Annotated in this window: 27 protein-coding genes; 17 read left to right on the plus strand and 10 right to left on the minus strand. The window is 58.0% G+C overall.

From position 1 onward, the window contains the following. Nucleotides 1-156 precede the first annotated feature (156 nt). From HMPREF2129_RS00005 to msrB, 3 genes are all read left to right on the plus strand, one after another. Nucleotides 157-807, plus strand: coding sequence for a dihydrofolate reductase family protein (locus HMPREF2129_RS00005; RefSeq protein ID WP_034661394.1), 651 nt, complete (start codon nucleotides 157-159; stop codon nucleotides 805-807). A 98-nt stretch (nucleotides 808-905) separates the two neighbouring features. After that, entirely contained in the window at nucleotides 906-2,108 is a 1,203-nt protein-coding gene (locus tag HMPREF2129_RS00010) for a glycosyltransferase family 87 protein (protein ID WP_232218050.1), read from the plus strand. Continuing rightward, on the plus strand, nucleotides 2,077-2,493 hold the full coding sequence (msrB, locus tag HMPREF2129_RS00015; protein WP_034661399.1) for a peptide-methionine (R)-S-oxide reductase MsrB: 417 nt from the start codon (nucleotides 2,077-2,079) through the stop codon (nucleotides 2,491-2,493). Before HMPREF2129_RS00010 ends, msrB begins: the two co-directional genes overlap by 32 nt. Before the next feature lie 23 nt (nucleotides 2,494-2,516). On the opposite strand, the gene hemQ is transcribed toward msrB, so the two are convergent. Beyond that, the gene (gene hemQ, locus HMPREF2129_RS00020) at nucleotides 2,517-3,218 is read right to left on the minus strand and encodes a hydrogen peroxide-dependent heme synthase (protein ID WP_034661401.1); all 702 of its coding nucleotides are present in this window, start codon (nucleotides 3,216-3,218) and stop codon (nucleotides 2,517-2,519) included. A 198-nt stretch (nucleotides 3,219-3,416) separates the two neighbouring features. Here hemQ and HMPREF2129_RS00025 point away from each other — a divergent pair, with 198 nt between their 5' ends. Together HMPREF2129_RS00025 and HMPREF2129_RS00030 are read left to right on the plus strand one after the other, a co-directional pair. Beyond that, on the plus strand, nucleotides 3,417-3,980 hold the full coding sequence (locus HMPREF2129_RS00025) for a DUF3000 domain-containing protein (protein WP_232218058.1): 564 nt from the start codon (nucleotides 3,417-3,419) through the stop codon (nucleotides 3,978-3,980). A gap of 42 nt (nucleotides 3,981-4,022) precedes the next feature. Beyond that, a complete protein-coding gene (locus tag HMPREF2129_RS00030; protein WP_102724139.1) occupies nucleotides 4,023-5,231 on the plus strand; it encodes an HRDC domain-containing protein in 1,209 nt (402 codons plus the stop codon). Here the strand turns inward: HMPREF2129_RS00030 and dxs are convergent. The 4 genes from dxs to dut form a co-directional block, all read right to left on the minus strand. Continuing rightward, nucleotides 5,228-7,168, minus strand: coding sequence for a 1-deoxy-D-xylulose-5-phosphate synthase (gene dxs / locus HMPREF2129_RS00035; protein ID WP_034661407.1), 1,941 nt, complete (start codon nucleotides 7,166-7,168; stop codon nucleotides 5,228-5,230). The genes HMPREF2129_RS00030 and dxs overlap by 4 nt on opposite strands. Nucleotides 7,169-7,303: 135 nt before the next feature. Further along, entirely contained in the window at nucleotides 7,304-8,578 is a 1,275-nt protein-coding gene (locus HMPREF2129_RS00040; protein WP_034661408.1) for a class I SAM-dependent RNA methyltransferase, read from the minus strand. Then, on the minus strand, nucleotides 8,578-9,366 hold the full coding sequence (locus HMPREF2129_RS00045) for a DUF3710 domain-containing protein (RefSeq protein WP_052092417.1): 789 nt from the start codon (nucleotides 9,364-9,366) through the stop codon (nucleotides 8,578-8,580). Before HMPREF2129_RS00045 ends, HMPREF2129_RS00040 begins: the two co-directional genes overlap by 1 nt. Before the next feature lie 56 nt (nucleotides 9,367-9,422). Next, on the minus strand, nucleotides 9,423-9,905 hold the full coding sequence (gene dut, locus HMPREF2129_RS00050) for a dUTP diphosphatase (protein ID WP_034661617.1): 483 nt from the start codon (nucleotides 9,903-9,905) through the stop codon (nucleotides 9,423-9,425). 169 nt (nucleotides 9,906-10,074) lie between these two features. Here dut and HMPREF2129_RS00055 point away from each other — a divergent pair, with 169 nt between their 5' ends. After that, a complete protein-coding gene (locus tag HMPREF2129_RS00055) occupies nucleotides 10,075-10,626 on the plus strand; it encodes a DUF3093 domain-containing protein (RefSeq protein ID WP_232218051.1) in 552 nt (183 codons plus the stop codon). 23 nt (nucleotides 10,627-10,649) lie between these two features. On the opposite strand, the gene HMPREF2129_RS00060 is transcribed toward HMPREF2129_RS00055, so the two are convergent. Further along, nucleotides 10,650-10,943: a DUF4193 domain-containing protein gene (locus HMPREF2129_RS00060; protein WP_034661410.1), complete on the minus strand. Its 294-nt coding sequence runs from the start codon at nucleotides 10,941-10,943 to the stop codon at nucleotides 10,650-10,652. A 271-nt stretch (nucleotides 10,944-11,214) separates the two neighbouring features. Here HMPREF2129_RS00060 and HMPREF2129_RS00065 point away from each other — a divergent pair, with 271 nt between their 5' ends. Both HMPREF2129_RS00065 and HMPREF2129_RS00070 read left to right on the plus strand, forming a co-directional pair. Then, nucleotides 11,215-11,856, plus strand: coding sequence for an NADPH-dependent F420 reductase (locus HMPREF2129_RS00065; protein WP_034661412.1), 642 nt, complete (start codon nucleotides 11,215-11,217; stop codon nucleotides 11,854-11,856). Further along, complete coding sequence (locus tag HMPREF2129_RS00070; protein ID WP_034661413.1) at nucleotides 11,853-12,902, plus strand: LLM class flavin-dependent oxidoreductase; 1,050 nt, start codon at nucleotides 11,853-11,855, stop codon at nucleotides 12,900-12,902. Before HMPREF2129_RS00065 ends, HMPREF2129_RS00070 begins: the two co-directional genes overlap by 4 nt. 4 nt (nucleotides 12,903-12,906) lie before the next feature. Here HMPREF2129_RS00070 and HMPREF2129_RS00075 read toward each other — a convergent pair whose 3' ends face one another. After that, on the minus strand, nucleotides 12,907-13,794 hold the full coding sequence (locus HMPREF2129_RS00075) for an inositol monophosphatase family protein (protein ID WP_052092423.1): 888 nt from the start codon (nucleotides 13,792-13,794) through the stop codon (nucleotides 12,907-12,909). Nucleotides 13,795-13,837: 43 nt separating this feature from the next. Between HMPREF2129_RS00075 and ppgK the strand changes: the two genes are divergently transcribed. Both ppgK and HMPREF2129_RS00085 read left to right on the plus strand, forming a co-directional pair. Continuing rightward, a complete protein-coding gene (gene ppgK, locus HMPREF2129_RS00080) occupies nucleotides 13,838-14,614 on the plus strand; it encodes a polyphosphate--glucose phosphotransferase (protein ID WP_052092425.1) in 777 nt (258 codons plus the stop codon). Between the two features lie 243 nt (nucleotides 14,615-14,857). Continuing rightward, nucleotides 14,858-16,585 carry an RNA polymerase sigma factor gene (locus tag HMPREF2129_RS00085; RefSeq protein ID WP_084576362.1) on the plus strand — a complete coding sequence of 576 codons (1,728 nt, stop codon included), beginning with the start codon at nucleotides 14,858-14,860 and terminating at the stop codon, nucleotides 16,583-16,585. 58 nt (nucleotides 16,586-16,643) lie between these two features. Here HMPREF2129_RS00085 and HMPREF2129_RS00090 read toward each other — a convergent pair whose 3' ends face one another. Both HMPREF2129_RS00090 and HMPREF2129_RS00095 read right to left on the minus strand, forming a co-directional pair. Next, a complete protein-coding gene (locus tag HMPREF2129_RS00090; RefSeq protein WP_034661415.1) occupies nucleotides 16,644-18,389 on the minus strand; it encodes a DEAD/DEAH box helicase in 1,746 nt (581 codons plus the stop codon). Continuing rightward, on the minus strand, nucleotides 18,386-18,637 hold the full coding sequence (locus HMPREF2129_RS00095) for a DUF3039 domain-containing protein (RefSeq protein ID WP_034661631.1): 252 nt from the start codon (nucleotides 18,635-18,637) through the stop codon (nucleotides 18,386-18,388). Before HMPREF2129_RS00095 ends, HMPREF2129_RS00090 begins: the two co-directional genes overlap by 4 nt. Before the next feature lie 60 nt (nucleotides 18,638-18,697). On the opposite strand from HMPREF2129_RS00095, the gene HMPREF2129_RS00100 reads away from it, so the two are divergent. The 6 genes from HMPREF2129_RS00100 (at nucleotide 18,698) to galE (ending at nucleotide 24,169) form a co-directional block, all read left to right on the plus strand. Beyond that, the gene (locus HMPREF2129_RS00100; protein WP_084576375.1) at nucleotides 18,698-19,180 is read left to right on the plus strand and encodes a DUF3099 domain-containing protein; all 483 of its coding nucleotides are present in this window, start codon (nucleotides 18,698-18,700) and stop codon (nucleotides 19,178-19,180) included. Between the two features lie 22 nt (nucleotides 19,181-19,202). Continuing rightward, nucleotides 19,203-20,738: a DUF7782 domain-containing protein gene (locus HMPREF2129_RS00105; RefSeq protein ID WP_034661416.1), complete on the plus strand. Its 1,536-nt coding sequence runs from the start codon at nucleotides 19,203-19,205 to the stop codon at nucleotides 20,736-20,738. A 15-nt stretch (nucleotides 20,739-20,753) separates the two neighbouring features. After that, entirely contained in the window at nucleotides 20,754-21,188 is a 435-nt protein-coding gene (gene dtd / locus HMPREF2129_RS00110; protein ID WP_034661418.1) for a D-aminoacyl-tRNA deacylase, read from the plus strand. A 184-nt stretch (nucleotides 21,189-21,372) separates the two neighbouring features. Continuing rightward, nucleotides 21,373-22,368, plus strand: a complete 996-nt coding sequence (locus HMPREF2129_RS00115) for a sigma-70 family RNA polymerase sigma factor (RefSeq protein ID WP_034661419.1) — start codon at nucleotides 21,373-21,375, stop codon at nucleotides 22,366-22,368. 142 nt (nucleotides 22,369-22,510) lie between these two features. Beyond that, nucleotides 22,511-23,203 (plus strand): metal-dependent transcriptional regulator, encoded by a 693-nt coding sequence (locus HMPREF2129_RS00120; RefSeq protein WP_034661422.1) that lies wholly within the window; start codon nucleotides 22,511-22,513, stop codon nucleotides 23,201-23,203. A gap of 3 nt (nucleotides 23,204-23,206) precedes the next feature. After that, nucleotides 23,207-24,169, plus strand: a complete 963-nt coding sequence (galE, locus tag HMPREF2129_RS00125; RefSeq protein WP_034661423.1) for a UDP-glucose 4-epimerase GalE — start codon at nucleotides 23,207-23,209, stop codon at nucleotides 24,167-24,169. Here the strand turns inward: galE and HMPREF2129_RS00130 are convergent. After that, a complete protein-coding gene (locus HMPREF2129_RS00130) occupies nucleotides 24,166-25,350 on the minus strand; it encodes a DUF4192 domain-containing protein (RefSeq protein WP_170253082.1) in 1,185 nt (394 codons plus the stop codon). The two genes, galE and HMPREF2129_RS00130, sit on opposite strands and share 4 nt — an antisense overlap. A gap of 255 nt (nucleotides 25,351-25,605) precedes the next feature. Here HMPREF2129_RS00130 and HMPREF2129_RS00135 point away from each other — a divergent pair, with 255 nt between their 5' ends. After that, entirely contained in the window at nucleotides 25,606-26,670 is a 1,065-nt protein-coding gene (locus tag HMPREF2129_RS00135) for a PAC2 family protein (protein WP_034661427.1), read from the plus strand. The last annotated feature ends 4 nt before the right edge of the window (nucleotides 26,671-26,674 follow it).

The raw sequence follows: 26,674 nt of genomic DNA on the forward strand, positions 1-26,674 counted from the left end.
CCCCCCCCGGGATTGTCTGCCACCAAGACAGCCCGGGGGATTTGCCTATCAGCTGTCGCGACCCAGATCGGAAAATGTATAGCACCTTCTGCGGTTTTAGGTAATTCCTGTAGCCTTTCCGGATCTAGGTAGCACGAAGCTCTCCAAGGAGGTCCAATGAACCAGGCGGACACGATCAACACGATCATCGGCCCAACATCCGCCCAGGAGGAGGTCCGGGCGGTTGCGATTACAACGCTGTTCGGCTCGTTCACCACAGGCCGCACGTCCGGCAAGCTGGGCAATGAGATGGATTCGGCAGTGCTCCAGGGGTTGCGCGAATGGGCCGATGTGATTCTCGTGGGTTCCGGCACCGTCAAGGCGGAGGATTACGGCCCAGCAGATACACCAATGGCGGTGGTTTCACGCTCCCTCACCTTTGACACCACCACGAAGTTGTTCAGCGGCACTCCCCCGATCATCGTGACGCCGCAGGAGTCACTGGCAGATCCCGCGCTCACATCACGCCGGAAAACACTAGAAGCCGCTGGGTGTGAGTTGGCGGAAGGCGGTGGGGTTCCGGAGGTCGTCGATAAGCTTCGCGCACGGGGCTTCGGCCGGATCGTGTGCGAGGGCGGGCCATCGTTGTACGCAGAGATGTTCAAGCATTCGCTTATCGACGTCCTCCATCTCACCCTCGACCCCCACGTCAACGGAGAGCCCGCCGGGCTGGTGGGCGACATTGCGGAACGTTTCACCTTGGAACAGGCTGTGGCGGATGGGGACTATCTTTTCACGCGTTACCGGCGGGTTCAGAAGACCTCGTAGCCGGCGTTTAGTACGTTAATGGGGTGACTACCCGCGCTGATGCCCTGAGAACTATATGGACCGCACCGGCCCTTAACCGGGGCCCCCGGTGGGAACTGGTGGCTAATGCCGCCTTGTGGCCCGTGGCCATCTTGCTGTTTACCCACCGTATTGTGGCTTTAGCGCTTCCCGGCACGATCACCGATGACTTCACTACTGTGTGGGCCGCAGCCCGCCGGTTTGTGGCGCGCGTGCCGGTCTATTCCGAGAACTACACCACCGTCGACCCGCACTACCTGTACAACCCGGGGGCCACGCTACTGTTGTCGCCCTTGGGCTTGTTCGGCTCAACGGAGATCATCCGTCCGCTGTTCATTTTGGTGAATGCACTGGCCATCCTTGGGGCTCTTGCGTGGCTCACGCGCTTGTCAGGGTTCACGCTGACGCACCCGGTTTTCCCCGGTGCGATTGCACTTGGCTTTGCGACGGAAGCGGTAACCAACACCCTCACCTTCTCCAACATCAATGGCATCTTGCTTTTGGGGCTCGTCGCTTTCCTCGCGTTTCTGCTGCGAGGCCCGTCGTTGGCCGCGGGTGTGGTCCTGGGCTTGTGCATCTTGATCAAGCCGATGTTTGCACCGCTCATTGTGCTGCCACTGTTGCGCATGAACTGGGGTGCGGTGATCGCGGCGGGTCTCGTACCGGTGATCTTCAACGTTATCGCCTGGCCACTGACTCCCGGCGCCCGCGACTACATCGATGTGGTTGTCCCCTACCTGGGTATCACGCGGGACTACGCCAACTCATCGCTGGCCGGCGCTGCTGTGTACTTTGGCATGCCGGCATGGCTCCATGGTGGCTTGTTCATGATCTTCGCTGCCGCTGTCCTCGTAGCGGTTGTTGGGTTGGCGCGGTGGCGGTGGAGTGATGAGTGGATGTGGGCGGCCACCACTGCTGCTGTACTGCTAGCAGGTGTCTGTCTACTTTCCTCCCTGGGCCAGGCGTATTACTCCATGATGCTCTTCCCCGCAGTGTTCACCGTGGCACGTGCTACCAGTGTCTTCCACACCCCCACCGCCTGGTTGGGAATCATTTTGTGCCTTTCCCCGTTGAGTTGGGTGGTATACGACAATCCTGTTATCGGCCGCTGGACAAACACTTTCCTGCCTACGGCTGGGTGGGCGATATTTATAATCGCCACCTCGGTGTGGGCGGCAACTTTGGCATTGCACCGAGCAACGGGCAGTTCGGTTAATGAAGACAATGACGCAGATGGAGGGACACCACACCATGACACAGAACAACTACAGCGACTGGACTGAACAGCAGTGGCGTGAACGCCTCACCCCTGAGGAATTCCACGTGCTGCGCCAGGCGGGCACGGAGCCGCCCGGAGTGGGCGAATACACAGACACCACCACCGAGGGCATCTATCACTGCCGCGCATGCGGGGAAGAGCTGTTCCGTTCCACCGAGAAGTTCCAGTCCCACTGTGGCTGGCCGTCCTTCTTCTCACCATCAAACAGCGAGAAGGTCATAGAACGCGAAGATACCTCCCACGGCATGGTGCGCACTGAGGTGTTATGCGCAACCTGTGGTTCCCACCTGGGCCATGTCTTCGCTGGTGAGGGTTACCCCACCCCGACAGACCTGCGATACTGCATCAACTCCATCGCCATGACTCTGGAAGAAAAGCCGATGCAGTAACCGGTCGATCTCCGGATCGAAGATTACGGCAAGACCTCGATAATCTCTGCGATGTCTGTCACTCGACGGCCCGAGAAGAACGGAAGCTCCTCGCGCACGTGGAGGCGCGCCTCGGTGTAACGCATCTTGTGCATGAGATCGGAAATACGCTCAAGCGTCGGCGCTTCAAAGGCGAGCATCCATTCGTAATCACCAAGCGCGAATGCAGACATTGTGTTCGCGCGAACATCCGCGTAATCCGCGGCGGCCTGGCCGTGCTCGATGAGCAGCTGACGCCGCTTATCTGGATCCATGATGTACCAGTCATAAGAACGCGTGAACGGATAGACGGTGATCCAATCCTGTGGCTCTTCACCCATGATGAAGGCTGGCAAGTGACCGCGGTTGAACTCCGCCGGGCGGTGCAAGCCAACACCGACCCAGAACACCTCAAGGCACCGACCAAACACTGTTGTCCGACGGAAATCGTTGTAGGCCTTCTGCAAATCAGTGAATTCTTCGGCATGCCACCAGATCATCACATCTGCTTCAGAGCGCATCCCGGAGATGTCATACACACCGCGAATGACAACCTTGCCTTGAGTCTCAAGGTTGTCAAAGAATTCCTTCGCCTCCGCAATGATCTCCCCCCGATCCGCACCAAGCGCCCCCGGAATCACGCGGAATGTCGCCCACTGCGCGTAGCGCTGTGTGTTGTTAAGTTTTTCAATGTCTGGCTGTGCCATGTTGTTGCACCCTTTCTCCCCACACGGGATTATCAACCGAAAGTTTTATCAATGTCCTTTGTAGCACGTTGGAGAGAGTAACGGCGCGCCTCCACAGAATGATGGCAGTCACTGGATAGCTTGGAACCCGTGACACATTCGGACCAACCCACGCTCGCCACGGCCTCTGAGCCCCACGCCTCCCAAGAATCCGCAAAAATTCCCGAGGATTTCACCGAGGCAGTCGAATCCATGCACCGTGCCCAACTGCGGCCGGAGATCAGCCTGGGAACAATCCGCCCACCTCAGCGCCCAGCCCCGTACAGCCATGCCATCGGCCTTGAGGTTGCGGGCCTGGATGAGACCGGCCCCGTACCCACCGATTCTCAGGGAGATGCCTTCGGACGTCTCATCCTGCTGTACTCCCCCTCCAGCGAAGAAACCTGGGAAAACTCCATGCGTTTGGTCGCCTACATCCAGGCTGACATGGACGACGACGTTGCCTCCGACCCGCTTTTGCCCGACGTTGCGTGGCAGTGGCTAGGTGAATCCTTGGAGGAAACCAACGCGGAATACACCGACCTTGGCGGCACGGTAACGTCCACGGCATCCGTCCGTTTCGGGGATATCGGTGGCCCACCACGCGCATACCAGATTGAAATGCGCGCCTCCTGGACGGCTGCCACCACAGATTTATCTCACCACGTTGAGGCTTTCTCAAAGGTTCTGGCTCACGTTGCTGGCCTGCCACCGGAAGGTGTAGCTGGCCTCGACCGTCGCTAGGCAAAAGGCGTCTCAAAGTAGTGGGCAACTATCCTGATGGGCATGTGCGCTCGCTACCAACTCGTCGATACGCCAGAAGCCTTTGAACGCGCAGCGAGTTCCCTCTCGGCAGGGCGCGGCCCTTTTGCTATTGATACTGAGCGCGCGTCTGCGTACCGCTACGACAACCGTGCGTTTCTGGTTCAGATCCATCGTCGTGGTGCCGGCACCTACTTATTCGCGCCGGAGGGATACCGTGCGGAACTCACGCGGGCGCTCGCTCCCGTGCTCAATGGAGCCGAGTGGATCGTGCACGCCGCACCAGAAGATCTTCCCAGCCTGGCAGATTTGGGCCTTCACCCTGGGCGGCTTTTTGATACCGCGCTCGCTGGTCGCATCGCTGGGTACAACAAGCCGAACCTCGGCGCTATGGTAAAGGAATTTTGTGGTGTTGAGCTCGAGAAAAGCCATGGCCGTGAAAATTGGTCCGCAGTTCCGCTGCCTGAAGATTGGCTTGATTACGCCGCCGATGACGTGATCTATCTTGGGGATCTCGCGGATGCACAGGCGGAGCTTTTGGAACTTCAAGGCAAGACAGACGCTGCTGAGCAAGAGTTTTCCCACATTGTTGATGAATTTGCCCACTGGTCACCGCAGATGCCTACGTGGACCATGCTCAAAGGCACATCATCCCTCCACCACGCACGTTCACGCGCGGTGGCACGGGCAGTGTGGACTGCACGCGATGAAGAAGCCTCACGCCGCGATGTCTCCCCCACGACAATCTTGCCCAACAAGGTCATCATTGCCATTGCGAAGGAGCAACCATCACGCGCATGTGAGTTGGCGCGTATCGACGGCTTTCCTCGCCGCCGCCGTGGCGCCACCCGCAAATGGTTCACCGTGGTGGAAAAAGCCTACGCATCCGATCCCGCCACCTGGCCACAGAAGCAGCGCTCCACTGGTGGCGCCCCCGGTAAATCGGCGTGGCAGCGCCACCACTCCGAGTCGTGGGAGGCGCTCCAAACCATGCGCGCAGTAGTAGCGGAAACAGCAACTGATCTGAACATCAGTCCGGAGATCCTGCTCACCCCCGCCATCCTGCGGGAAGCAGTGTGGGCCCTCACCGAAGGTGACGTGGTGAACCAGACTCACTCGGTGGCCTCACTCCTGGCAGACCTGGGTGCACGACCGTGGCAGATTGAGCACACCGCCGCGCTATTCACCATGAACCTAGGATTCAGCGCCAGAATAGACGAGGCTGAGGGTTAATCCCGGTCGGCCAAGCCTTCAATCCAGCCACGGATGGATTCCCGAGCGGAGACAGCATCTAACCCGACATCCTCCAACAACTCCTCACGGGTCGCATGCCCCGGGAATATATCCGGGAACGCCAGGTGACGCAGCGGGGTATCCACCTCAGCGGTAGACAACACCTCATTCAGAGCTGATCCCACGCCACCACGGATGACGCCATCTTCGTACACCACCACGAGGTCTGCTTCCGCGGCCATACCGACTAGCTCCGGGTTCACCGGGATAATCCACCGTGGATCCACGACGGTGATGTTGTCTCCGTCCGCATTGAGTGATTCAGCTACTTCCACAGCACGACCGGCGAATTCACCGATGGCCACGAGCAGCACGTCCACAGGCGCGTCTCCGCCCGCAGCACCAGCACGTGAACCGTCCGCCGGATCAACAAGGATGTCCATTCCCCCTGGTGTTCGGCGGACAGCTTCAATGCCCGGACCGACATCGCCTTTCGGAAAACGCACAACCGTAGGGCCGGTGTTCACCGCGATAGCTTCGCGGAATTCCTCGCGCAGCCGATCCGCATCGCGTGGTGCAGCAACCTGAATGCCGGGGACAATCGAGGTCAACGCCATGTCCCACACACCGTTGTGGCTCGCACCATCACTACCGGTGACACCGGCGCGGTCCAGCACGAGGGTCACGGGCTGGTTGATCAGTGCAACATCCATGAGCAGTTGATCAAAGGCGCGATTCAAGAACGTGGAGTACACCGCAACCACCGGGTGCAAGCCACCCAGAGCCATACCGGCAGCAGAGGTCACCGCATGCTGCTCCGCGATTCCTACATCGAAGAAACGGGAAGGGAACTTCTCCGCAAACGGGGTGAGCCCCGTCGGGCCGGCCATTGCCGCGGTCAGGGCGACAATATCCTCACGTTTTTGAGCGGCACGAAGAAGTTCTTCCGAGAACACACCGGTCCAGCCAGGGCGGACTTTCCCAAGTGCTTCGCCTGTCACCGGGTCAATCACACCGGTCGAATGCATTTGATCCGCCATGTCATTGACAGCCGGGGCAAAACCATGGCCCTTCTCTGTTGCGACGTGGAGCAGTAACGGCCCGTCATGCTGTTGGGCGTAACGGAACGCGCCGAGCAGCGCACCAACATCGTGTCCGTCAATGGGGCCCACGTATTTCAGGCCCAAGTCCTGGAACATCTGGGTAGGCATAACTTGATGTTTGATGCCGTCTTTGACCGCTTTGAAGGCACCAAACGCGCGCTCCCCAACCCAGCCCATGGATTTCAAGGTGCGCTTGCCTTGTTCCATCACTTCGTCATATCCAGGCTGGATGCGGATGGAAGCAATCTGGGATCGAATATTGTCCAAGTTGCGGGCAAAACCGCCAATGGTTTTGGAATAGGAGCGGCCATTGTCATTGACCACGATGACAACATTGCGTTCACTTTCCGCAATATTGTTGAGCGCTTCCCAGCACATGCCACCAGTCAAAGCTCCGTCGCCGACTACGGCCACCACACGGCTATCAGCCTCACCGTGCAGCACCTTCGCCTTAGACAAACCATCCGCATAGGACAGTGCTGCAGACGCGTGGGAGGATTCCGTCCAATCATGCTCTGATTCCGCCCGGCTGGTGTAGCCCGAGAGACCGTCCTTCTTACGCAGAGTGTCAAACTGGTCTGCACGCCCGGTGAGGATTTTGTGCACGTAAGACTGGTGCGATGTGTCGAAGATGATGGGATCTTTCGGCGAGTCAAACACGGCGTGCAGGGCAAGCGTTAACTCAACCACTCCAAGGTTCGGCCCAAGGTGGCCACCGGTGGCTGAGACTTTCTGGATGAGGAACTCGCGGATGTCATCAGCCAGAAGCTCGAGCTCCTCCACTGACATGTCTTTCACATCAGAGGGAAGCGATAGATCTTCAAGCCTTTTCACGTATCCTCGCTGCTCCTTCACATCGCTTGGTTACTGCTTCAGCAGTAGGCCGTAATAGCCACCGCTCGTTCTGCACAACTTTACACGTCGCCGAGTCGGCTTCGGCGGTACCCTCAGAAGATTCGGAACGCACATCTATGCACGTACCAGGCTGCACAAAACTTCAAAATGATGGGTCATCGGGAATGCATCCACGAGCGCCATGCGCTCCACCACATACCCAGAGTTTCCCCAGGCAGCGAGATCACGCGCGAAGGTTGCCGGATCGCACCCAACATGAATGACACGCTGTGGATCACGCTGCGCAATATCGTGGACAACCTCTGACCCCGCGCCTGTACGGGGAGGATCCAAAACGACAAGACCAGGATCTGCCAGGTGGCCTAGACCCGCTTCAACTTTTTGATTACGCATGTCAACATCAAGGTCCGCCAGACAGGTTTGTGCCTCACGGTTGGCCGCATCCGAGTAATCAACACTGTGGATGCTGGCTCGCCCGCCCATTGCTTTGCTTATCGACGGCACAAAGAGTCCCACTCCCCCATACAGATCCCATCCGATTGGCCGCTCATAATCGTCGGCTGCCCAGTCAGTGATATAGCGCGAGTACGCCGCTGGTGCCGCACAGTGTGCCTGCCAAAACGCGGTAGGCGGGAAGACAAATTCAAAGTCTTCTACGTGTCCTCCAGATTCCACGGGCACTACTTCTGCAACAGCTAGATCACCTTCAATAACGGTTTCTACCCACTCAACGCGTCGCCCGCGTTGAGCCTTGGCTGTTTCAACGACATGGCGCTGGCCATGAGAATCCATCACCACAACGAGTTCCACCCCTGGTGTGAACGTGCGCGCACCTGGCCCAACAACCCCATCCAGAGCGCCGGGAAGAACCTGCGTGCAGGCGACATCCGCAACGATGTCATTGCTACGAGCTTTACGCACCCCGGCACAGCCATCCGGCCCTACACCCAAGCGGGTCCGCGTGCGCCACCCAAGAGTGGGCTTAAGTGCTTCTTCCTCAAGGTCAATGGCTAAATCAAAACCATCAAGCACACCGCTGGTTTGGGCGTGGTGGGTCAACTGTCCGATGAGAACCTCACGCTTGAAGCGTTGTTGTGCTGCTAGTGCGATATGCGAGTAATCGCAGCACCCCGCTCCCACAGCAGCCGCTGGGCACGCATGATCCACGCGGTCCGCGGAAGGCTCAACGACCTCCACCACGTTGCCCCGCGCCCAGCGCTTTTTCACCCGATTCAATGTCACACTCACGGTGTCACCCGGAACAGCACCACCAATAAACACGACACGACCGTCGGGTGCATGCGCAATCGCCTCCCCACCATGCGCCATCCCATGAGGTTGCAATGTCAGTGTGACACCACTCGTGAGGTCCCCTGACGGGTCAAACATCAGTTCTCATTCTCCAGGTGCTGAGCTCGCTGAGCCCGCTGAGCTTGTTGAGCCATTGCTTGCTGCAGCTGCGCTGCCAGCGGGGCTGGGATTTCCACTGGCAAAGAATTACCCGCCAGGACCGGCGTGGTGCCACGGTAGATGAAAGAGCGGGCAATAACACTGCGTGCCAAGTCGGCCAAGTAGTCTTCCTTGCCATGTGGCGCGGCCGCCGTCATACGGTAAAGCCAACGCGGCCCTTCCACGGCAATGATGCGGATAATGCCGTTATCCCCACGACCAACGACCTCACGGCCCCACGGACCGGTTTCAAATTCAGTGGGCATGCCCTCGCTACGCATTCCCTCGGCAATCTCATTGGAGGATTCCTCCCACATGCCGCCAGAGTTCGGTGCCGCAAACGCAACCGGGGTCATCCGGCCAAATTCCGTCACCACATGCAGCATTCGCGGACCGTTCTCCCCCATCTCCACCTGCACCTGGGAGTTCTTCGGCAGTGGCAACGCAATGGACCCCAAGTTCAGCACGCCATCGGAGACATCGCTGAAATCAAAATCATTGATGTCCACGCTATCCCCATCAAAGGGGCCCGACTCCCCATTGACCACGTCATGTGGGATAGACACCGGATCTGAATCCGAATCAGCATCATCGACGAAAGCTTCAGCCTCCGTGCTCTCAGCGCTGTCAGTGGGGTCCTCGGCGACGTCGATAAGCTCCCTGACTTGTGCCTGATCCTCGCCGGATTCTTCGGCTTGCTTCTTCTTGCCAAATGGCCACAGTGCCATGATGAACCTCGCTTTGATCGTTATTAACTGGATTGAGAAATGAGTTATGGGATGGCTTAGGAAAAAGAGTTAACTCCGGTGGAGCCGTACCCGCCCGCACCGCGCTCCGTCTCATCTAAATCATCCACCTCGACGAAGTCCGGTAATTCAACGCGCTGCACAACCAGCTGGGCAATACGCATGCCACGCGTCACCTCAAAAGGAGTTTCTCGGTCCGTATTCAACAAACAGACCTTGATCTCTCCACGGTAATCAGCATCAATCGTGCCAGGGGTGTTCACAATGGTCACGCCATGCTTTGCAGCCAAACCTGAACGCGGATGCACCAAACCGACCGTGCCCAGCGGCAACGCCAGCGCAATGCCCGTACCCACGAGCTTGCGCTCACCCGGGGCAATGGTCAGATCCTCCGTTGCATGAAGATCAACCCCGGCATCACCACGATGCGCACGCTGCGGCAACGGCAAACCAGGGTCAAGCCGCTTCAAAGGAATCGGGCCGATACTACTAAGTCCGAAATTATTCGTCGTATCTGTCACGCGCCCCACACTACGTCACCCACCGCGACTTCTGCGCGAATGCACTGGGGTTTCCGCGATCAATCCATGCGCACACGGTTCAAAGTTCGAGCCCTTTAGATCTGAGACCGTGAATCTCGGTTCTGGCCACATACACCTCATCATCACTGCGATGCCTAACATAGGAGCCGTGAGCGAGAACAATGAGACATCCAACGCAACCACTGCCCAAACGCCCAACTCCGGCGCGAGCACGGTGCTTTATTCCGAACGGCAATGGGTGCCGGTGTGGTGGTGGGTATTGGCCGTTGCTTTTGCGGGGCTCATAGGAGCACAGGTAGGACACAACCGCTCCATGGTGTACTTCATCGCCACATTTCTCATCGTGGGAGCGTTGCTCGCGTGGTACCTCACCTACTTGTCCTCAACGGTGGTGAAAGTGGAACAAGACCCCGATGGAACACGGTGGCTCGTAGTCGGCGATGCGAACCTGCCTCATACGGTTGTCCCCCGCTCCCTCGCCGTACCTAAGACAGCAAAGCAAAATGCGCTTGGCCGACAACTCGATCCCGCCGCTTACTTGATCCACCATGCGTGGGTGAAAGAACTAGCTTTGTTCGTCCTCAATGATCCGGAGGACCCCACCCCATATTGGCTCATCTCCACCAAGAACCCAGAAGCTCTCCTGCGCGCCTTCGTGCCTGATCAGGCTGATGCGGCAGTAGAGCCACTAGGCAGGTAATCCCAACACCCCCTTACGGGGTTCTACTCGCAGTCGAGGCAGATCTTTGCCCCATTGTCGTCGATGTACCCCAGCCGGTTGTTCTTCTGCACAAGGAAGCACGAAGCACAGGTAAATTCATTGTCCTGCTTGGGTACAACGGAAACATTCAGCTCCTCGCCGGTGAGATCCACCGTTGGTGGATCGAATGCGTCCACGACTTCCCCGTCATCATCCATACTGCTGCCCGCGACTTCAGCCGCCTTCAGCCCCTCGAGCGAGTCCGTCTCAATCTCGTCATCGAGGCGCCGGCGGGGAGCATCATAATCAGTGGCCACGAAAGGGTCTCCTTCTGATACTTTCTGTGCCCTACATGACCGCGTGCTAGTGCACGTAATCGGTCGATGCGATGGCCTTCATTGCGTACTTTCGACGCGATAGTAAATCACGTTCGCCCAGATGTCATGTTCCCCTGCCGGAGTGTGATTCCGGCGTGTCGCAACACGGGGGTATCAGCAACATTGTGGATACGCTTCTAAGCGCTCCTTCGCTGGTGAATCCGCACGAGTTGCTGGAGATATCACACTCTAAGATACTAACGTCGATGACATGTCATATAAAGAGAGGGTGTTGAGCATGCACATCGGAATCCTCGGCGCGGGCAAACTTGGTACCGTTCTGGGCAGACTTGCCGTCGCGGCGGGGCATGATACAACGCTAGCTAGCTCAGGAAATCCGGAGACAATCGATCTTATCGTTGGCACCCTCGTTCCCGGCGCACGTACCGGTACTGTACAAGAGGTCGCTGCGATCGCCGACGTGGTCATCCTTGCGCTTCCCCTGCGCAATTTCCGCCAGCTCCCCACAGATGCATTAGCCGGAAAACTTGTAATTGATGCGATGAATTACTGGTGGGAAACGGATGGCCATGAACCCGATCTCGCGGAGGCCCATTCTTCACAGCTCGTGCAAGCCCATCTGAACAATTCGCGTGTGGTAAAGGCCTTCAATCACATGGGCTACCACGACCTCGAAGAAGGTCCTGGCACAGGCAAAGCCATCGCTGTCGCTGGTGACAATGCGGAAGACGTCACGCTCGTGGGCACGCTCGTCCGAGACTTCGGCTTTGAGCCACTGCTATTGGATTCCCTCAAAGCCGGTATCGCTTTACAGCCCGGCTATTCGGCCTTCGGCGCGAATGTAGACGCGCAAACACTACACTCACTTGTAGACAAGAAGGAGTTGGCATGACCACGCTAGATCCCGCAGCGATTGAGTTCGGTCTGGACACATTTGGGGACCTACCACGAGAGGCAGACGGCTCCCTGTTCACTTACTCCAAAGCAATCCGCGCGACGCTGGAGGAGGCTGTGCTCGCGGACTCCATCGGTGTAGATGCATTCACCGTTGGCGAGCACCACCGGCCGGATTACGCCATCTCTTCCCCACCCACAATGTTGGCCGGTATTGCCACCGCTACGAATCGCATGAAGCTGGCCTCGGGCGTGACAGTGCTGTCCTCCGACGATCCGGTCCGCGTGTTTGAGCAGTTTGCCACCTTGGACGCATTGTCCAATGGCCGTGCAGAGGTCATTCTTGGACGTGGCTCCTTCACAGAGTCTTTCCCCTTGTTCGGCTACAAGCTGGAGGATTACAACCGCCTGTTTGAGGAGAAGCTCAATCTGTGGGCCGAGATTGTGAAAGAGGAGCCGGTGACCTGGTCCGGCCAGACACGCCCCGCACTAGAGAACGCAGACCTGTATCCGAAGACGGATCGTGGCCTGACTACATGGGTTGGTGTGGGAGGTTCGCCGAAGTCCGTGGTGCGTACAGCGCGCTACGGTTTCCGTCTCATGTTGGCGATCATCGGCGGGGCACCCGTGCGCTTCAAGCCGTACGTTGACCTGTACAAACAGGCGACGGAGCAGTTGGGTACCACTACATATCCCGTAGGCGTGCACTCCCCTGGTTTCGTTGCCGACAGCGACGAGGAAGCCAAGAAGATCATCTTTAAGGAATACGCCGCGGCACAAAACCGCATCGGCGTCACCCGCGGATGGGCACCGCTGACCCGCGACAGATTCGAAGCTGAAATCAATGATGGTGCGCTCACCGTAGGATCACCTGAGACTGTGGCAAAGAAGATCGCCAACACGGTTCAAACCCTCGATCTCGGACGCTATGACATGGTGTACTCCACCGTCGGAAACATCCCCCATGCTGCCCGGATGCGGTCCGTGGAGCTGTACGGCACAAAGGTCATCCCGCTCGTACGGGAAATCCTGGCCGCCAACTAATGCTTTAACGTAACGAGTCGAACGCACCTGCAGCAACTAACACTTCACGAAATTCCTCCCACACGCCCGGCGCGGCCGCGGCAGTTAATTCGCCATCTTTGCCGGAGGTACTGAGCCCAGGGTGATGCACGCGCGCACCAGCCTCAGCGGCGATCAGCGCCCCAGCAGCATAGTCCCACGGGTGGATTCCGTGCTCGTAGTAGGCGTTGACGGTACCTTCCGCCAGCGCGCACAGATCAAGTGCGGCCGACCCCATCCGGCGAATGTCACGTACCTGCGGGAGGAGATTGGTGATGATCTGGGCTTGCTGCGCACGCCATTCGGGAATATAGGAAAAACCTGTGGCAACTAGCGCATGAGCCACCGTGCCTTTCTCCTGTGGTGAGCAAGTGAGTTGGTGCCACCCTTCATCATCTTCTACATATGCACCTTCCCCCGCGCGGGCAATGTATGTGCGGCCGGTAGCCACGTTGATCACCACAGCAGCAATAAGCTTCTCCCCAGCTGCTGCGGCAATGGATATCGCGTATTGCGGTATGCCGTAAAGGAAATTCACAGTGCCATCGATAGGGTCCACAATCCACCGGACCCCTGACTCGGACTCTAGCGATGTGCCTTCCTCCCCGACGATGCCATCAGTGGGCCGTAATTCTTTGAGCGTACGGGTGATGTGCTCCTCTGATTCTTTGTCCACCACGGTCACCGGATCCACATCGGAGGATTTTGTTTCAGCCGTGCCTACCAGCGCGCCCGATGCGATGAGCTCCGCGCGACGAGTACGCACGAGTTCTGCAGCGCCTAGGGCAGCTTCCAGAGCTACGGCTAATAGCTCGCTTGTGTCGTTTTGCTCGTGCGCTTCAAGGTTGTCTATGTGATCGTCTGTGCCAGTCATCGTGCTCAACTCTAGGCGACATTGATAGGTAAACTCGGGAGGTATGAATAACGGGAATCTCCCCGCAGGTGGGAACTATTGTTGCGGCATTGATATTGGTGGCTCTGGTGTCAAGGGGGCTGTGGTCAACATGGACACCGGTGAGTTTGTTACTGAGCGCATCAAAATCGAGACTCCGCAGCCAGCCACCCCTGTGGCGGTTGCAAGGACGGTCGCAGAGATCGTCGACAAGCTGAACTGGGATGGTCCAGTGGGAATCTGCATGCCGACAGTAGTGAAAGACCAGGTTGCACGAATCGCTGCAAATATTGATTCCACGTGGATTGGCACCAACGTCCACGATCTGTTCACGGAGCACTTACCTGGCCGAAGCATCGCCGTGCTTAATGACGCGGACGCGGCTGGCCTCGCTGAAGTTGCTTTCGGCGATGAGGTCGTCCGGACTGGCACCGTCCTATTCCTCACCTTCGGTACTGGCATTGGCTCCGCTTTCATCACAGACGGCACCCTGTTCCCCAACACCGAGCTTGGTCACATGATCGTAGGAAAGAAAGAAGCTGAACACCAGGCATCTTCCGCTGTGCGTGACCGCGAGGATCTCAGCTACAAGCAGTGGGCAACGCGCGTGGATAAGGTACTCAAAGAGTACGAGCGCCTGTTCAACCCCAGCGCGTTTGTTGTTGGTGGTGGCATTTCACGCAAATCCGACAAGTGGGTTCCTTTCCTCACCGTTGACACACCCGTGGTCCCCGCCCAGCTCCGCAACCGTGCAGGTATTGTCGGTGCAGCAATGGCAGTGGCCAAGCACGTCACGCCGTAACGCATCAATCCCCCTGAAAGAAAAACCCCACAACGGTGGCGAAGCTCAGCCGTGCGTGCATATGCTGTACGGTTGTCCTTTGATCTCTGGTCCTCTTGCCTATCTCAATGGGATGGCAAAATAGACTTCAACAGGTGAGGTTGTTGGATCCACCCCACGGGGCTCAACCCCGCCAACGCAAATGCGCGTACCGTGGGGGCGGACAACTTCCGACAGTAGTGATGAGTGCACGAAAGGTCGTACGTGGCAGCTAGCACCCCTTCCAGCAAGAAGAGTCCTGAAACCGTCGGCGCATCCGGCGCAACCCAGGCACCCGGTGACACCGGGACGGCTTCTCCTGCGCGCGCAACCGCCAAGAAAACTGCAAAAAAGGCGGTGAAGAAGACCGCACGAAAAACCGCGGCGAAGAAGACCGTGACGAAGACCGCCCGTAAGACCACGGCGAAGAAGACCACCAAGGCGGTCGCTTCGACCACCGCGACTGAAAAAGCAGATGTGGCTACCGGTGAGGGCAAGGCCTCGAGCACACCTGCAAAAAAGACGGCTAAGAAAACTGTCAAGAAGGCCGTTAAAAAGACAGCTAAGAAGGCTTCAAAGAAGACCGCGGCAAAAAAGACGGTGCGTAAAACGGCTGCAAAGAAAACGGTGAAGAAGACTGCCACGGCACGGGCCCCCAAGGCAGACGAGCTGGAGGATGAGCTCGATGTCGATGAGGCAGATGACGCGGACGATGTGGATGATGCCCTGATCGATGACGACATGGACGGCGACGAGCTGGATGATGATTATGATCCGGAGATTGCCGGCGATGAGGACCTCGACGATGAGGACGAAGATGACGTCGCCGACGATGAGGACGAAGAAGAGGATGAGTCCGAATTCGTGCCGGAGCTCGGTCAGGAAAGCGCCGCTGGTGAGTCCGCACCGGCTGGTGCTGAGGATGATGAAGATGATGGCAGCCCAGCTCCGTCTGTGTGGGACATTGAAGAGTCCGCTGCTCTGCGCCAGGCCCGCAAGGATGCGCAGCTCACTGCTTCTGCGGACTCGGTCCGCGCATACCTGAAGCAGATCGGTAAAGTTGCGCTGCTCGACGCTGAGCAGGAAGTTTCGCTGGCCAAGCGGATCGAGGCGGGCCTGTATGCCCAGTACCGCCTCGATGAGATGCAGCGTGCAGCCGAAGCAGGCGATAAGGATGCCAAACTCACCCCTGCTGTGAAGCGTGATCTTCGCGCAGTAGCACGTGATGGCCGCAAGGCGAAGAACCACCTGCTGGAGGCAAACCTGCGTCTCGTGGTGTCCTTGGCTAAGCGTTACACAGGACGCGGAATGGCTTTCCTTGATCTGATTCAGGAAGGCAACCTTGGCCTCATCCGCGCGGTGGAAAAATTCGACTACTCCAAGGGCTACAAGTTCTCCACGTACGCCACGTGGTGGATCCGCCAGGCGATTACCCGCGCGATGGCAGACCAGGCACGCACCATTCGTATTCCGGTGCACATGGTCGAGGTCATCAACAAGCTCGGCCGCATCCAGCGTGAGCTGCTGCAGGATCTCGGCCGTGAGCCGACGCCGCAAGAGCTGGCGAAGGAAATGGACATCACCGAGGAAAAGGTCCTCGAAATCCAGCAGTACGCCCGTGAGCCCATCTCCCTGGACCAGACCATTGGTGATGAGGGTGACAGCCAACTCGGAGACTTCATTGAGGATTCTGAGGCCGTTGTGGCCGTCGACGCTGTGTCCTTCACCTTGCTGCAGGACCAGCTCCAAGACGTGCTACACACGCTGTCCGAGCGTGAAGCTGGTGTTGTGCGTCTGCGCTTCGGCCTGACCGATGGTATGCCGCGCACGCTCGATGAGATCGGCCAGGTTTATGGCGTAACGCGTGAGCGTATTCGCCAAATCGAGTCGAAGACGATGTCCAAGCTGCGCCACCCGTCACGTTCGCAAGTGCTGCGCGATTACCTGGACTAGATCCGCCTTCCTTACTCCCCCCGGCTCCCTGGTGCTCGTTCACAACGGCTCCGAGGAGTTACCAATCTCGCAGGTACGCAATGCGCTCGCGCAGTTGGTCCGCGGAGCACAGTGCGGTGGGCGGACCACCACATGCTTTGCGCACTTCAGTGTGGATCGCACCGTGCGGTCGTCCTGTGCGTGATGCAACGATGGATACGCGCGTGTTGAGCTCTTGCCTCAATGCCGGGATGTCCTCCGACGCAACGCCACTTGAAGGCCTTTCGCTTATCGACGTTCCCGCGTGCCCCAGCCGCGCCTTCTCCGCAGCCTCCTGCGCCGCCTTTTGTTGTGCTTTCTGTTCTGCCTCACGGGCATCAAGCTGATCGGCTTGGCGCTTGCGCAGCAGAGTTTTCACTTGCTCTGCATCCAATAGACCGGGCAGGCCAAGAAAGTCTTGTTCTTCCTGTGTTCCGGCGAGAGTGGGCGTACCGTAGGTGGACCCATCAAAGATCAGGGAATCCAACTCAGCAGAAGCACCAATGGATTGGTAGCTTGGCTCCTCATCAGGCTCTGTCTGCTGGCGGTTAGCCTGCTCCAGCAGTTCATCGGACCAGCCCTGCTCACGGTGAGGTTTGCCCAAGACGTGGTCGCGGGAGACCTCCATTTCCTCGGCCAAGCGCAGCAGCACTGGGACAGAGGGAAGGAAGATCGAAGCGGACTCGCCGGGCATGCGGGAACGGACAAAACGGCCAATCGCCTGGGCAAAGAACAGCGGTGTGGAGGCAGAAGTGGCATACACCCCCACGGCGAGGCGGGGGACATCCACGCCTTCAGAAACCATGCGCACCGCCACCATCCACTCGTCCTGGGAGGCAGAGAACTCGTCGATGCGTTTGGAGGACCCGGGTTCGTCGGAAAGCACCACGGTGACGGGCGTAGAGCTGATCTTTTGCAAGATCTTCGCGTACGCACGCGCGGTAGTCGTGTCGGTGGCGATCACGAGCCCACCTGCATCCGGCATATTCGCGCGAATCTTCAGCAAGCGCGTATGCGCTGCTTGCAGCACAGCAGCGATCCAATCACCCTTCGGGTCAAGGGCTGTCTTCCACGCGCGTGCGGTCTGCGCCGCATCAAGAGGCTCCCCCAGTCGGGCTGAATATTCTTCGCCCGCAGAATCCCGCCACTGCGCCTCACCGCTATACGCCAGAAAGACCACGGGACGCACAACACCGTCTTTGAGGGCTTCCGCGTAGCCGTAGGTGTAATCAGCTTGGGAGACTAGGTGGCCTTCCCCATCCTCGTCATACCGCACAAAGGGGATCGCCGAATCATCAGAACGGAAAGGCGTACCCGTCAACGCAAGACGATGCTCCACATCGTTATACGCCTCGCGCACACCGTCGCCCCAACTCTTGGCATCGCCAGCATGGTGGATCTCATCCAAAATCACCAGCGTACGGCGAGCACTTGCTACTGCGTGGTGCTTAAACGGGTGCATGCCCACCTGGGCGTAGGTGACCACAACACCGTCATAGGCAGGGTTCACCGCAGACGAGTTAGTAAACGCCGGATCAAGCGACAATCCGAACCGGGCTGCCGCTTGCGACCACTGCACCTTGAGGTGTTCTGTGGGCACCACCACGATGATGCGCTCCACGGTTTTATCCGTGTGCAGCATGCTGGCAAGCGTGAGTGCAAACGTGGTTTTTCCGGCACCGGGCGTAGCCACGGCAAGGAAGTCCTTGGGTTTGTGCGCGAAGAATTGATCAAGGGCCTCCTGCTGCCAGAGACGAAGAGTCGGCCCCGCGACGGCGTGGGTCACTTCTTGCGCAGCCCCTTGAAAATCCGCTCACAGTCCGGGCAGACGGGTGAACCTGGCTTCGCCTGCTTACGCACGGGGAACGTCTCCCCACACAGGGCGACAACCATGGCGCCGGAGACAGCGGAGTTAACGATCTGGTCTTTCTTTACGTAGTGGAAAAACTTCGGAGTGTCGTTATCTTGCGAGGTATCTTCGCGGACATCGGGCCGTTCGATCGTTTTCGTACTTGTCTGACTCACAGACACCATCATGCCCCATCCCCGCGGCAAGTCGCATAAGCCGTGGGCACCGGTCTACCCTTGGTGCCTATGAGCACTGCCCGCGGCGACAATGACGACGACATCGTCGTCGATGCTGCCATAACGGATTCCAGTCAGACACAGCCATCGGCAACATCGAGGCCACACAGGACGCTTCTCCACCGTCGCGCGCAATTGATCACCAGTGCCCGCCGCTCCCCTTCGGAGAATCGTCGCTCGCGCGAAACCAAGTATTTGATTTTGCAGGGCTTGCGTATCCCCTTCGTGTTGCTGTCCATCGCTTCTGTGTTGTGGTGGCACAACTGGTGGCTCGCGCTCGTCTTCTTCTGCATTTCCATCCCCTTGCCATGGATCTCAGTGGTCATCGCCAACGACAGCAATGAGGTGCGGGACAAGCGGACACAGAATGTGTATAAGCCAGCTGCCGCGCGCCACCAGATGCTTGTTGCACACCAGCAGGCACAGCTCTCCTCCGGACGCACAGACAGTGGCGAGCAAGATGAGAATCCAGGCACAATCGATCACATCTAGGCATCGGTAGAAAGGCGACATCGTGTCCGCAGCTTTTTCCGCAGACATTGCGCGTGGATTGACCTGGGAGTTGCATGAGGCAGGCCTCACAGCTGATTCCATCGCAGCACACTTGGGCCCAGACGCCACGGATGCGCTCTACCGGGGTGAACCCGGCGCGGTGTTGGCTGCGTGTGATGGTTCACGTCTGTCAGATCTGATTCGCTTTTTTCTTTTGCGCCGGCCCTTCACGCCAGCGAAACTTGCAGATGTACTGTCACCACGTCTTGCGTTAGCGCTTATCGACGGCGGGTGGGCCACCATAACCACCTCCGGCGACGTGGTTATTGCCGTTGATGTGCGCCCGCACGTGATCGCTGGCGAAGACAGGTTTGTGTTCTCTGATTGTGATGCTTCGGTGACACAACATGTTCCAGGACCAGACCATGTTCTTGGTGTGGGTGCTGCGAGTTTGTCCCTGCTGTCCGCTACCCCACTGACTCCTGTGGATTCCGTCTTGGATCTTGGCACCGGTTCCGGTGTTCAGGCTTTGGCGCAGTCTGGATGCGCGCAACGTGTGGTGGCTACGGATGTGCATCCACGCGCGCTGGATTTCGCGCGAGCCACTATGGCCGGTGCCGGTGTGAACAACGTGGATATCCGCGAAGGCACTTGGTTTGAGCCTGTGATCGGGGAGAAATTCGACCGTATTGTGGCCAATCCCCCATTTGTGGTGGGCCTTCCGGAAGTGGGCCACGTGTACCGAGATTCGGGCTTGAACCTGGACGGCGCCAGCGAGCTGGTGGTGAAGAAAGTGCCGGAGCATCTTTCACCCAATGGCACGGCGTTCATTCTGGGCGCATGGATTCATGCTGATGATGAGCCGTGGGACCGCCGCGTGGCCTCCTGGTTCCCACAAACGGGCGTGTCCGCCTGGATGTGCCAACGTGACGTTGTTGATCCAGCTTTGTATGTGTCCACCTGGCTCAAAGATGAATCAGTTGATCCGCGCTCCGAGGATGGGATCGAACGCACCCGTGCATGGCTGCAGCACTTCCGTGATGCCAGTGTACGGGCGGTGGGCTTCGGCTGGATCTTCATTAGGAATATTGGAGATGCCCCGAGCGAACTTACCTTTGAAACGTTGGATCAGCCCTTCACCGATCCTCTTGGCCCTGAAGTAGAGGAATACTTCACACGGATAGAGTGGCTGCGGGGATCTTCCCAAGAAGACATTCTGCAGGCGCGTTATGCGGTGCGTCCTGGCGTCGCACTGGAAGACGTAAGTGTGGCGGATGTGCACACAGGTATGGGCTTTGAGCAGAAGGTGAAGCGCCTGACCCGCACGGATGGCCCACGTTTCACCCACGACATCGATGATGCTGTGGCGTCCATTGTCTCTGGGCTGAACCCTGATGGCTTACCGCTGAGTGAAATAGTGGGACTGTGGGCGGCAGCGCAGGGGCTGGATGATGCACAAGAAGAAGCACTGGCTGTTGAGGCCACCGGAATCATCGTCGATTTAATCCGACATGGTTTCGTCCTACCCACTGACCTGATTAGCCGCCACAGCGCTTAGAAGGAGAAAACCTGTATGAAGGCCGTTCTTACTCGCGTTACCCAAGCCTCTGTCACCGTGGATGGGGAGATCGTTGGCGCTATCGACTGCCCGGGGACCGGCGGTGTCCTTGCTTTAGTAGGCGTCGGCCGCGATGACAGCGAAGATGCGTGGGAGGTGATGGCCCGCAAGATCGCCGAGCTTCGCATTCTAGAAGGCGAAGTCTCCGTAGAAGATGCTGGCGCGCCAGTGCTCCTGGTGAGCCAGTTCACGCTCATGGGCCAGACTAAGAAAGGGCGCCGTCCTTCCTGGTCTGAAGCAGCCCCGGGCGCTGACGCGGAACCCATCATTGGCAAAATCGCCCAAGCGTTGACCGAGCGTGGCATTCATGTCGAACAGGGACGCTTCGGCGCGATGATGGATGTCGCTTCTGTAAATTCAGGTCCTTTCACCGTTCTTGTTGAATGTTGAGCGTTAACTGCTAAAGTCCAACAGGTAGGTTTTAAACACGTTTGCTCCTACATCGGGCCCACATTGAACCCTCGTTGAAGCCAATGTGAGCAGCAAAAACAGAAGTTTTTACCATTAGGGAACAAAGCTGTGCGGTCCGGCGTTAATAGGTTAGATTCGCGAGACTTAAAGGAGCCCGATCACCATGACCCAACCCGATGTGGATCGTGTCGATGACAACGAGGAAAAGGTTGATCGCGGGAGCCGACGTAACCAGACCAATGACAACCCGTCAGCGGACCTCGTCCGCGTTTATCTCAACGGCATTGGTAAGACTGCGCTGCTCAACGCCGAGGAGGAAGTGGAGCTCGCGCAACAAATTGAGGTCGGCCTGTACGCCCAGCATCTCCTCGATGATCCTGAGGTGAAGCTCACCCGCGCGAAGACCCGCGATCTGAAAATTTTGGCAAAGCAAGGCCGCAAGGCCCGCTCCCATTTGTTGGAAGCGAACCTCCGCCTGGTCGTCTCCTTGGCTAAGCGCTACACCGGCCGTGGCATGCCTCTGCTGGACCTCATCCAAGAGGGCAACCTTGGCCTCATCCGCGCGATGGAGAAGTTCGACTATGCGAAGGGCTTCAAGTTCTCTACCTACGCAACGTGGTGGATCCGCCAAGCTATCACCCGTGGGATGGCAGATCAGTCCCGCACTATTCGCCTCCCAGTCCACTTGGTGGAACAGGTGAATAAGCTCTCCCGCATTCGCCGTGAGATGTACCAGTCCCTCGGCCGTGAGCCAACGAATGAGGAGCTGTCGGAGGAATCCGGCATTGAGGAAACCAAGATCGAGATGCTTTTGCGCCAGTCGCGCGATCCGGTGAGTCTGGACATGCCGGTGGGAGCAGACGAAGAAGCACCGTTGGGTGATTTCATTGAAGACGCGGAAGCGGCGGACGCTGAGGACGCTGTGGTCTCTGTTCTGCGGCACGATGACATCAATGACATCATCAACGGCCTCGAGCAACGCGAGCAAGATGTAATTCGTTTGCGCTATGGCCTCGATGACGGCGTACCACGCACTCTCGACCAGATTGGCCGCAAGTTCGGGCTGTCGCGCGAACGGGTGCGTCAAATTGAGCGCGAAGTAATGAGCAAGCTACGTGCTGGTGAACGCGCGGATCGTCTGCGCGATTACGCTTTCTAAAACACAAGCTCTTATGCGTCACCCGGCTTCCACTCTCTATGGTGGAGGAGCCGGGTGTTTACCTGTCATACGCCCGGGGTCATGTTTGTCGGCTACCATTGGCCGGAGTTTGTCGTGCGATGAGTCCAAAAGGATATCTACTGTGAGAGATCTGGTTGACACCACCGAGATGTACCTGCGTACGGTCTACGAGCTGGAGGAAGAAGGCATCGTTCCGCTGCGAGCGCGTATTGCCGAGCGCCTGGACCAGTCGGGCCCCACGGTGTCTCAGACGGTGGCGCGCATGGAGCGTGATGGTCTCATCATCGTGGAACATGACCGTTCTCTGTCCCTCACTCCGCGTGGCCGCGAGCTTGCCACCTCTGTGATGCGTAAGCACCGCTTGGCCGAGCGCCTGCTCACGGACGTGCTGAGCTTGGATCTGAGCAAAGTTCACGCTGAAGCATGTCGCTGGGAGCATGTGATGAGTGAAGAGGTAGAGCGCAAGCTGATTGACGTGCTGGAGGACCCCACCCGCTCCCCCTTTGGCAACCCAATCCCAGCTTTGGATGAATTGGGATACGAGGCAGCCAAGGAACTCGATCTGGGGGTGCGCGTGAATGAATTGGATCTCAGCGAACCGGTGAAGGCTGAAGTCGTGCAGATCAATGAAATTTTGCAGCTTGATTCAGAGCAGTACTCCTCCATCTGTCGTTTTGGTATTACCCGTGGAACCAAGGTGACACTGACAGGCAAGCCACATGGTGCTGTGACAGTCACAACTGAAACTGGCTCCGAAATTGAGCTAACACCGGACATCGTGCACGCACTGCGTGTGAAGAAACTGGAGGGCTAAATCATGGCGCAGCTCGTTGTCACTGGTGGTGCCGGCTATGTGGGAAGCGTATGTACCAAGGTGCTTGTGGATGCCGGCCACGATGTCACGGTTGTAGACAATTTCTCCACAGGTAACCGCGATGCAGTTGTACCCGGTGTGAACCTGGTGGAGGGCGACATTAACGATGTGATCGATGAAGTTCTCGCTGCCGGCAATGTTGATGGTGTACTCCATTTCGCGGCACGGTCACTCGTTGGTGAATCCGTGGAGAAGCCGGATGAATACTGGCGTGACAATTTTGAAACGTCGCTGAAGCTGCTCAATTCAATGCGCGAGCACGGTGTTAATTCTTTGGTGTTCTCCTCCACTGCCGCCACATACGGTGAGCCGGAGCGTGTGCCCATCACGGAAGATATGCCCACCGCCCCTACGAATCCTTATGGTGCGACAAAGCTGGCCATTGACTACGCCATTACCTCCTACGCCACTGCCTACGGTTTGGGGGCAACCAGCTTGCGTTACTTCAATGTTGCCGGCGCTTATGGCGGGTACGGCGAGAACCATGCCACGGAAACACACCTCATCCCGCTGGTTCTGCAGGTCGCACAGGGTAAACGCGAGAAGATCCTCATTTACGGTGATGATTGGCCCACTGCGGATGGCACGTGCGTGCGTGATTACATCCATATCCGGGACCTCGCCGATGCGCACATGCTCGCGCTGAAGACGAATTCCCCCGGCAGCCACAGAATCTTCAACCTTGGCTCAGGCGATGGCTACTCAGTGAAGGAAGTCATTGAGGCGTGCCGTCGCGTCACGGGACACCCCATTCCCGCTGAGGTTGCACCGCGTCGCGCCGGTGACCCGGCCACTCTCATCGCTTCTTCCGCACGCGCGAAAGAAAAGCTTGGATGGTCCCCCACGCGCACGGACCTGGACACTATCGTGGCCGATGCGTGGGAGTACACCCAAGCTCGTGGCTAGGCCGCCTGCTCCCCTCCTGTCTCGCGCGCAAGCAACGCAGCACAAGCGGTTTCGCACCCCTCCAGAATGGTGGTGACTAACTGTTGCTGTTGTCCAGTCGCCATGACTTGCAAGCAGATTGCTGACATTGAGTGCTGTGGCATTTCTTCTTGTGCGCACGCCAGTGCCGTTGATGCCCACGAGGACAAACCTCGACTGATGGCCACGAGTGCCCACAAGCTCAATGCATTAGCGCGGATAACGCCACAGAAATTCCGGGCAACGGTTATCAGAGCTGTTGCTGCTGTTTCAGGGTGATCGATTGCTTGTCCGATGAGACAGTCCCGCAATGGCGCCCGAATGAGGGATGCGACGAGTGCGCGAAGTTCATCTTCATCGTTAAAGAGCTGTTCAAGCGTGGGGTGCGCATCATCGCCAACGAGTGGCAGTGGTTTCACGTTCCGCAAAGCCCGACCTGCTGCCCGCACGACGTCCGCAGCGCCAGGTTCACAACGATCCAGCTTGCGGCAGAGCTCATCACTTTCTTTCCGGGCGGCAGCTGCCAAGGCCTGCGTCTTCTTCACTACTTTCTTACTCGTGCAGCATTCCTGCACGCAGTCAAAGAAGGCAAAGGTGTCTTCGCGTGACAGCGCTGGCAACGTGCCGTTGTCGCGCATGGCCTGCATCGCCGGAGAGGCAATGACTGAGCCAATGATGCCACGCTCCCATTCACTGCATTCAGGGGCGACCTCCGGCCCGAAGATCATCCGGTATGGGGTGCCTTGGGCGATTTCGCTGACGTGCCAGCAGACGTCGATAAGCGGGTGCCCTCCCCCGCATTGAATGCTTTCGAGTTCGTCTATAGCGGCGAGCGCACTGTCAGAATCCGGGACGCGGGTAATGATGATCCCGAGGTACGTCACGCATGCACCATTAAGCTGCGTAGCTATCGTCTCGCGGATGTGGCAGGCGTGAACGATGTCAGCGCGCAGGACCGGGCCCAAAATGAGGGCATCCGGATTCTCATCATCATGCACCAGGCCAATGACAATGACGGATTCCTGCGGGTAGAAACCCAACGTTCCCGGAATCGTGGCAATAATATTGGAAGGACTGTTGACCACGGGTATGTCAGACAGCCATGGGTCGAAGAATGGATCGGATGAATTGTGTTCCCTCTGCGGGTTGTGTGAATGTGTCATAACTACTTTGACTGCTTCACGCCAAAAATCGGTTCCATCCATTTCCAAAGTGCCCGTTTTTTGTTTTCTAAGCCTGTGAATTCTCAGGAAAATTCCACAGGCGTACCGCACAACCCACGCTTTTCCGCACCAACCCGTGGGATGTCGCACACCATGTCGCCGGCGGTCCGTATGGTGGGAATGAAATTGTGAGCAGACATCGTTGTAGAAGATGTATGCGTTCACTCGTAGAACGTGAGAAGGAGGATGTTTTCAATGGCGTCAGATGACAAGCGTCACATGTATGAGCTGGAGTATCCGGCTCCCGCCGTCGACGGCGGCGCGTCCTCCGGCCCCACCTTGATCATCGCAATGCAGGGCTATGCGGATGCGGGTCATGCTGTGGAAGGGGCCGCCGGGCACCTTAAGGCCGCACTAGATTCGCGCACGGTAGCCACTTTCAACAATGATGAGTTGATTGATTACCGCTCGCGCCGCCCGATGGTGACTATGAGTGAGCACGAGATCACGGACATGGAATCCATCGAGTTGGACATGCGTGTCCTGCGCGATTCCAAGGGAACTTCCTTCCTGCTTCTCTCCGGCCCGGAGCCGGATCTGCGCTGGGAGGCATTTTCTAAGTCTGTGGCTGATCTGGTGGATCACTTCAATGTGGATAAAACCATCTGCCTGTATGCGGCCCCGATGGGTGCACCACACACGCGCCCCTTGGTGGTGTCTGCCCATGGGAACGACCGCGAGTTGGTGGGCACGATGTTCACCTATGACGGCATGGTCTCAATGCCGGGTGCTGCCTCGGTGATGATTGAGCGGGAGCTTCATGCTCGTGGGCGTCGCGTGGCCGGGTACACCGCGCATGTTCCGCACTATGTGTCCGCATCGCCGTACCCGCAGGCGGTATTCCAGCTGCTGCAGTCCGTCTCCGACACCTCGCAGTTGCAATTTCCGCTGCGTGCGATTGAGCAGGATATTGAGCGCGTGCAGCTTCAGCTTACGCAGCAGACCAATGATTCTGAGGAGGTTTCTCAGGTCGTGCATCAGCTTGAGCAGCACTATGACCGTGAGATGGAGTCGTACCGGAAGAAAAATCCCCAGAAGATGATGCCGGGCGAGGCTCAGGTGCCTAGTGGGGATGAGATTGGGGAGGCATTTGAGAACTTCCTCGCCGCGATCGATGACCGGGACCGCTCGCGCGGTTTGGGCCCAGCCTCAGACGATCAGATGTGGGAGCACGATCCGCAGGTGGATCTTGGCTTCTATGAGGATGGTTCGGATTCCACGCCTGACAGCGATGACGCGTCGTCGGATGACGGCGAGTAGGCCA

Origin of the sequence: Corynebacterium tuscaniense DNF00037, assembly GCF_000759055.1 — a bacterium.
GTDB classification, from domain to species: Bacteria; Actinomycetota; Actinomycetes; order Mycobacteriales; family Mycobacteriaceae; genus Corynebacterium; species Corynebacterium tuscaniense.

Excerpts from the sequence above, each read along its gene's own strand:
- HMPREF2129_RS00005 (WP_034661394.1), top strand. The coding sequence starts at position 157 with ATGAACCAGGCGGACACGATCAACACGATCATCGGCCCAACATCCGCC.
- msrB (WP_034661399.1), top strand. The coding sequence starts at position 2,077 with ATGACACAGAACAACTACAGCGACTGGACTGAACAGCAGTGGCGTGAA.
- hemQ (WP_034661401.1), bottom strand. The coding sequence starts at position 3,218 with ATGGCACAGCCAGACATTGAAAAACTTAACAACACACAGCGCTACGCG.
- HMPREF2129_RS00030 (WP_102724139.1), top strand. The coding sequence starts at position 4,023 with ATGTGCGCTCGCTACCAACTCGTCGATACGCCAGAAGCCTTTGAACGC.
- HMPREF2129_RS00040 (WP_034661408.1), bottom strand. The coding sequence starts at position 8,578 with ATGTTTGACCCGTCAGGGGACCTCACGAGTGGTGTCACACTGACATTG.
- HMPREF2129_RS00045 (WP_052092417.1), bottom strand. The coding sequence starts at position 9,366 with ATGGCACTGTGGCCATTTGGCAAGAAGAAGCAAGCCGAAGAATCCGGC.
- HMPREF2129_RS00065 (WP_034661412.1), top strand. The coding sequence starts at position 11,215 with ATGTCATATAAAGAGAGGGTGTTGAGCATGCACATCGGAATCCTCGGC.
- HMPREF2129_RS00070 (WP_034661413.1), top strand. The coding sequence starts at position 11,853 with ATGACCACGCTAGATCCCGCAGCGATTGAGTTCGGTCTGGACACATTT.
- HMPREF2129_RS00075 (WP_052092423.1), bottom strand. The coding sequence starts at position 13,794 with ATGACTGGCACAGACGATCACATAGACAACCTTGAAGCGCACGAGCAA.
- ppgK (WP_052092425.1), top strand. The coding sequence starts at position 13,838 with ATGAATAACGGGAATCTCCCCGCAGGTGGGAACTATTGTTGCGGCATT.
- HMPREF2129_RS00095 (WP_034661631.1), bottom strand. The coding sequence starts at position 18,637 with ATGGTGTCTGTGAGTCAGACAAGTACGAAAACGATCGAACGGCCCGAT.
- HMPREF2129_RS00100 (WP_084576375.1), top strand. The coding sequence starts at position 18,698 with ATGAGCACTGCCCGCGGCGACAATGACGACGACATCGTCGTCGATGCT.
- dtd (WP_034661418.1), top strand. The coding sequence starts at position 20,754 with ATGAAGGCCGTTCTTACTCGCGTTACCCAAGCCTCTGTCACCGTGGAT.
- HMPREF2129_RS00115 (WP_034661419.1), top strand. The coding sequence starts at position 21,373 with ATGACCCAACCCGATGTGGATCGTGTCGATGACAACGAGGAAAAGGTT.
- galE (WP_034661423.1), top strand. The coding sequence starts at position 23,207 with ATGGCGCAGCTCGTTGTCACTGGTGGTGCCGGCTATGTGGGAAGCGTA.
- HMPREF2129_RS00130 (WP_170253082.1), bottom strand. The coding sequence starts at position 25,350 with ATGACACATTCACACAACCCGCAGAGGGAACACAATTCATCCGATCCA.
- HMPREF2129_RS00135 (WP_034661427.1), top strand. The coding sequence starts at position 25,606 with ATGGCGTCAGATGACAAGCGTCACATGTATGAGCTGGAGTATCCGGCT.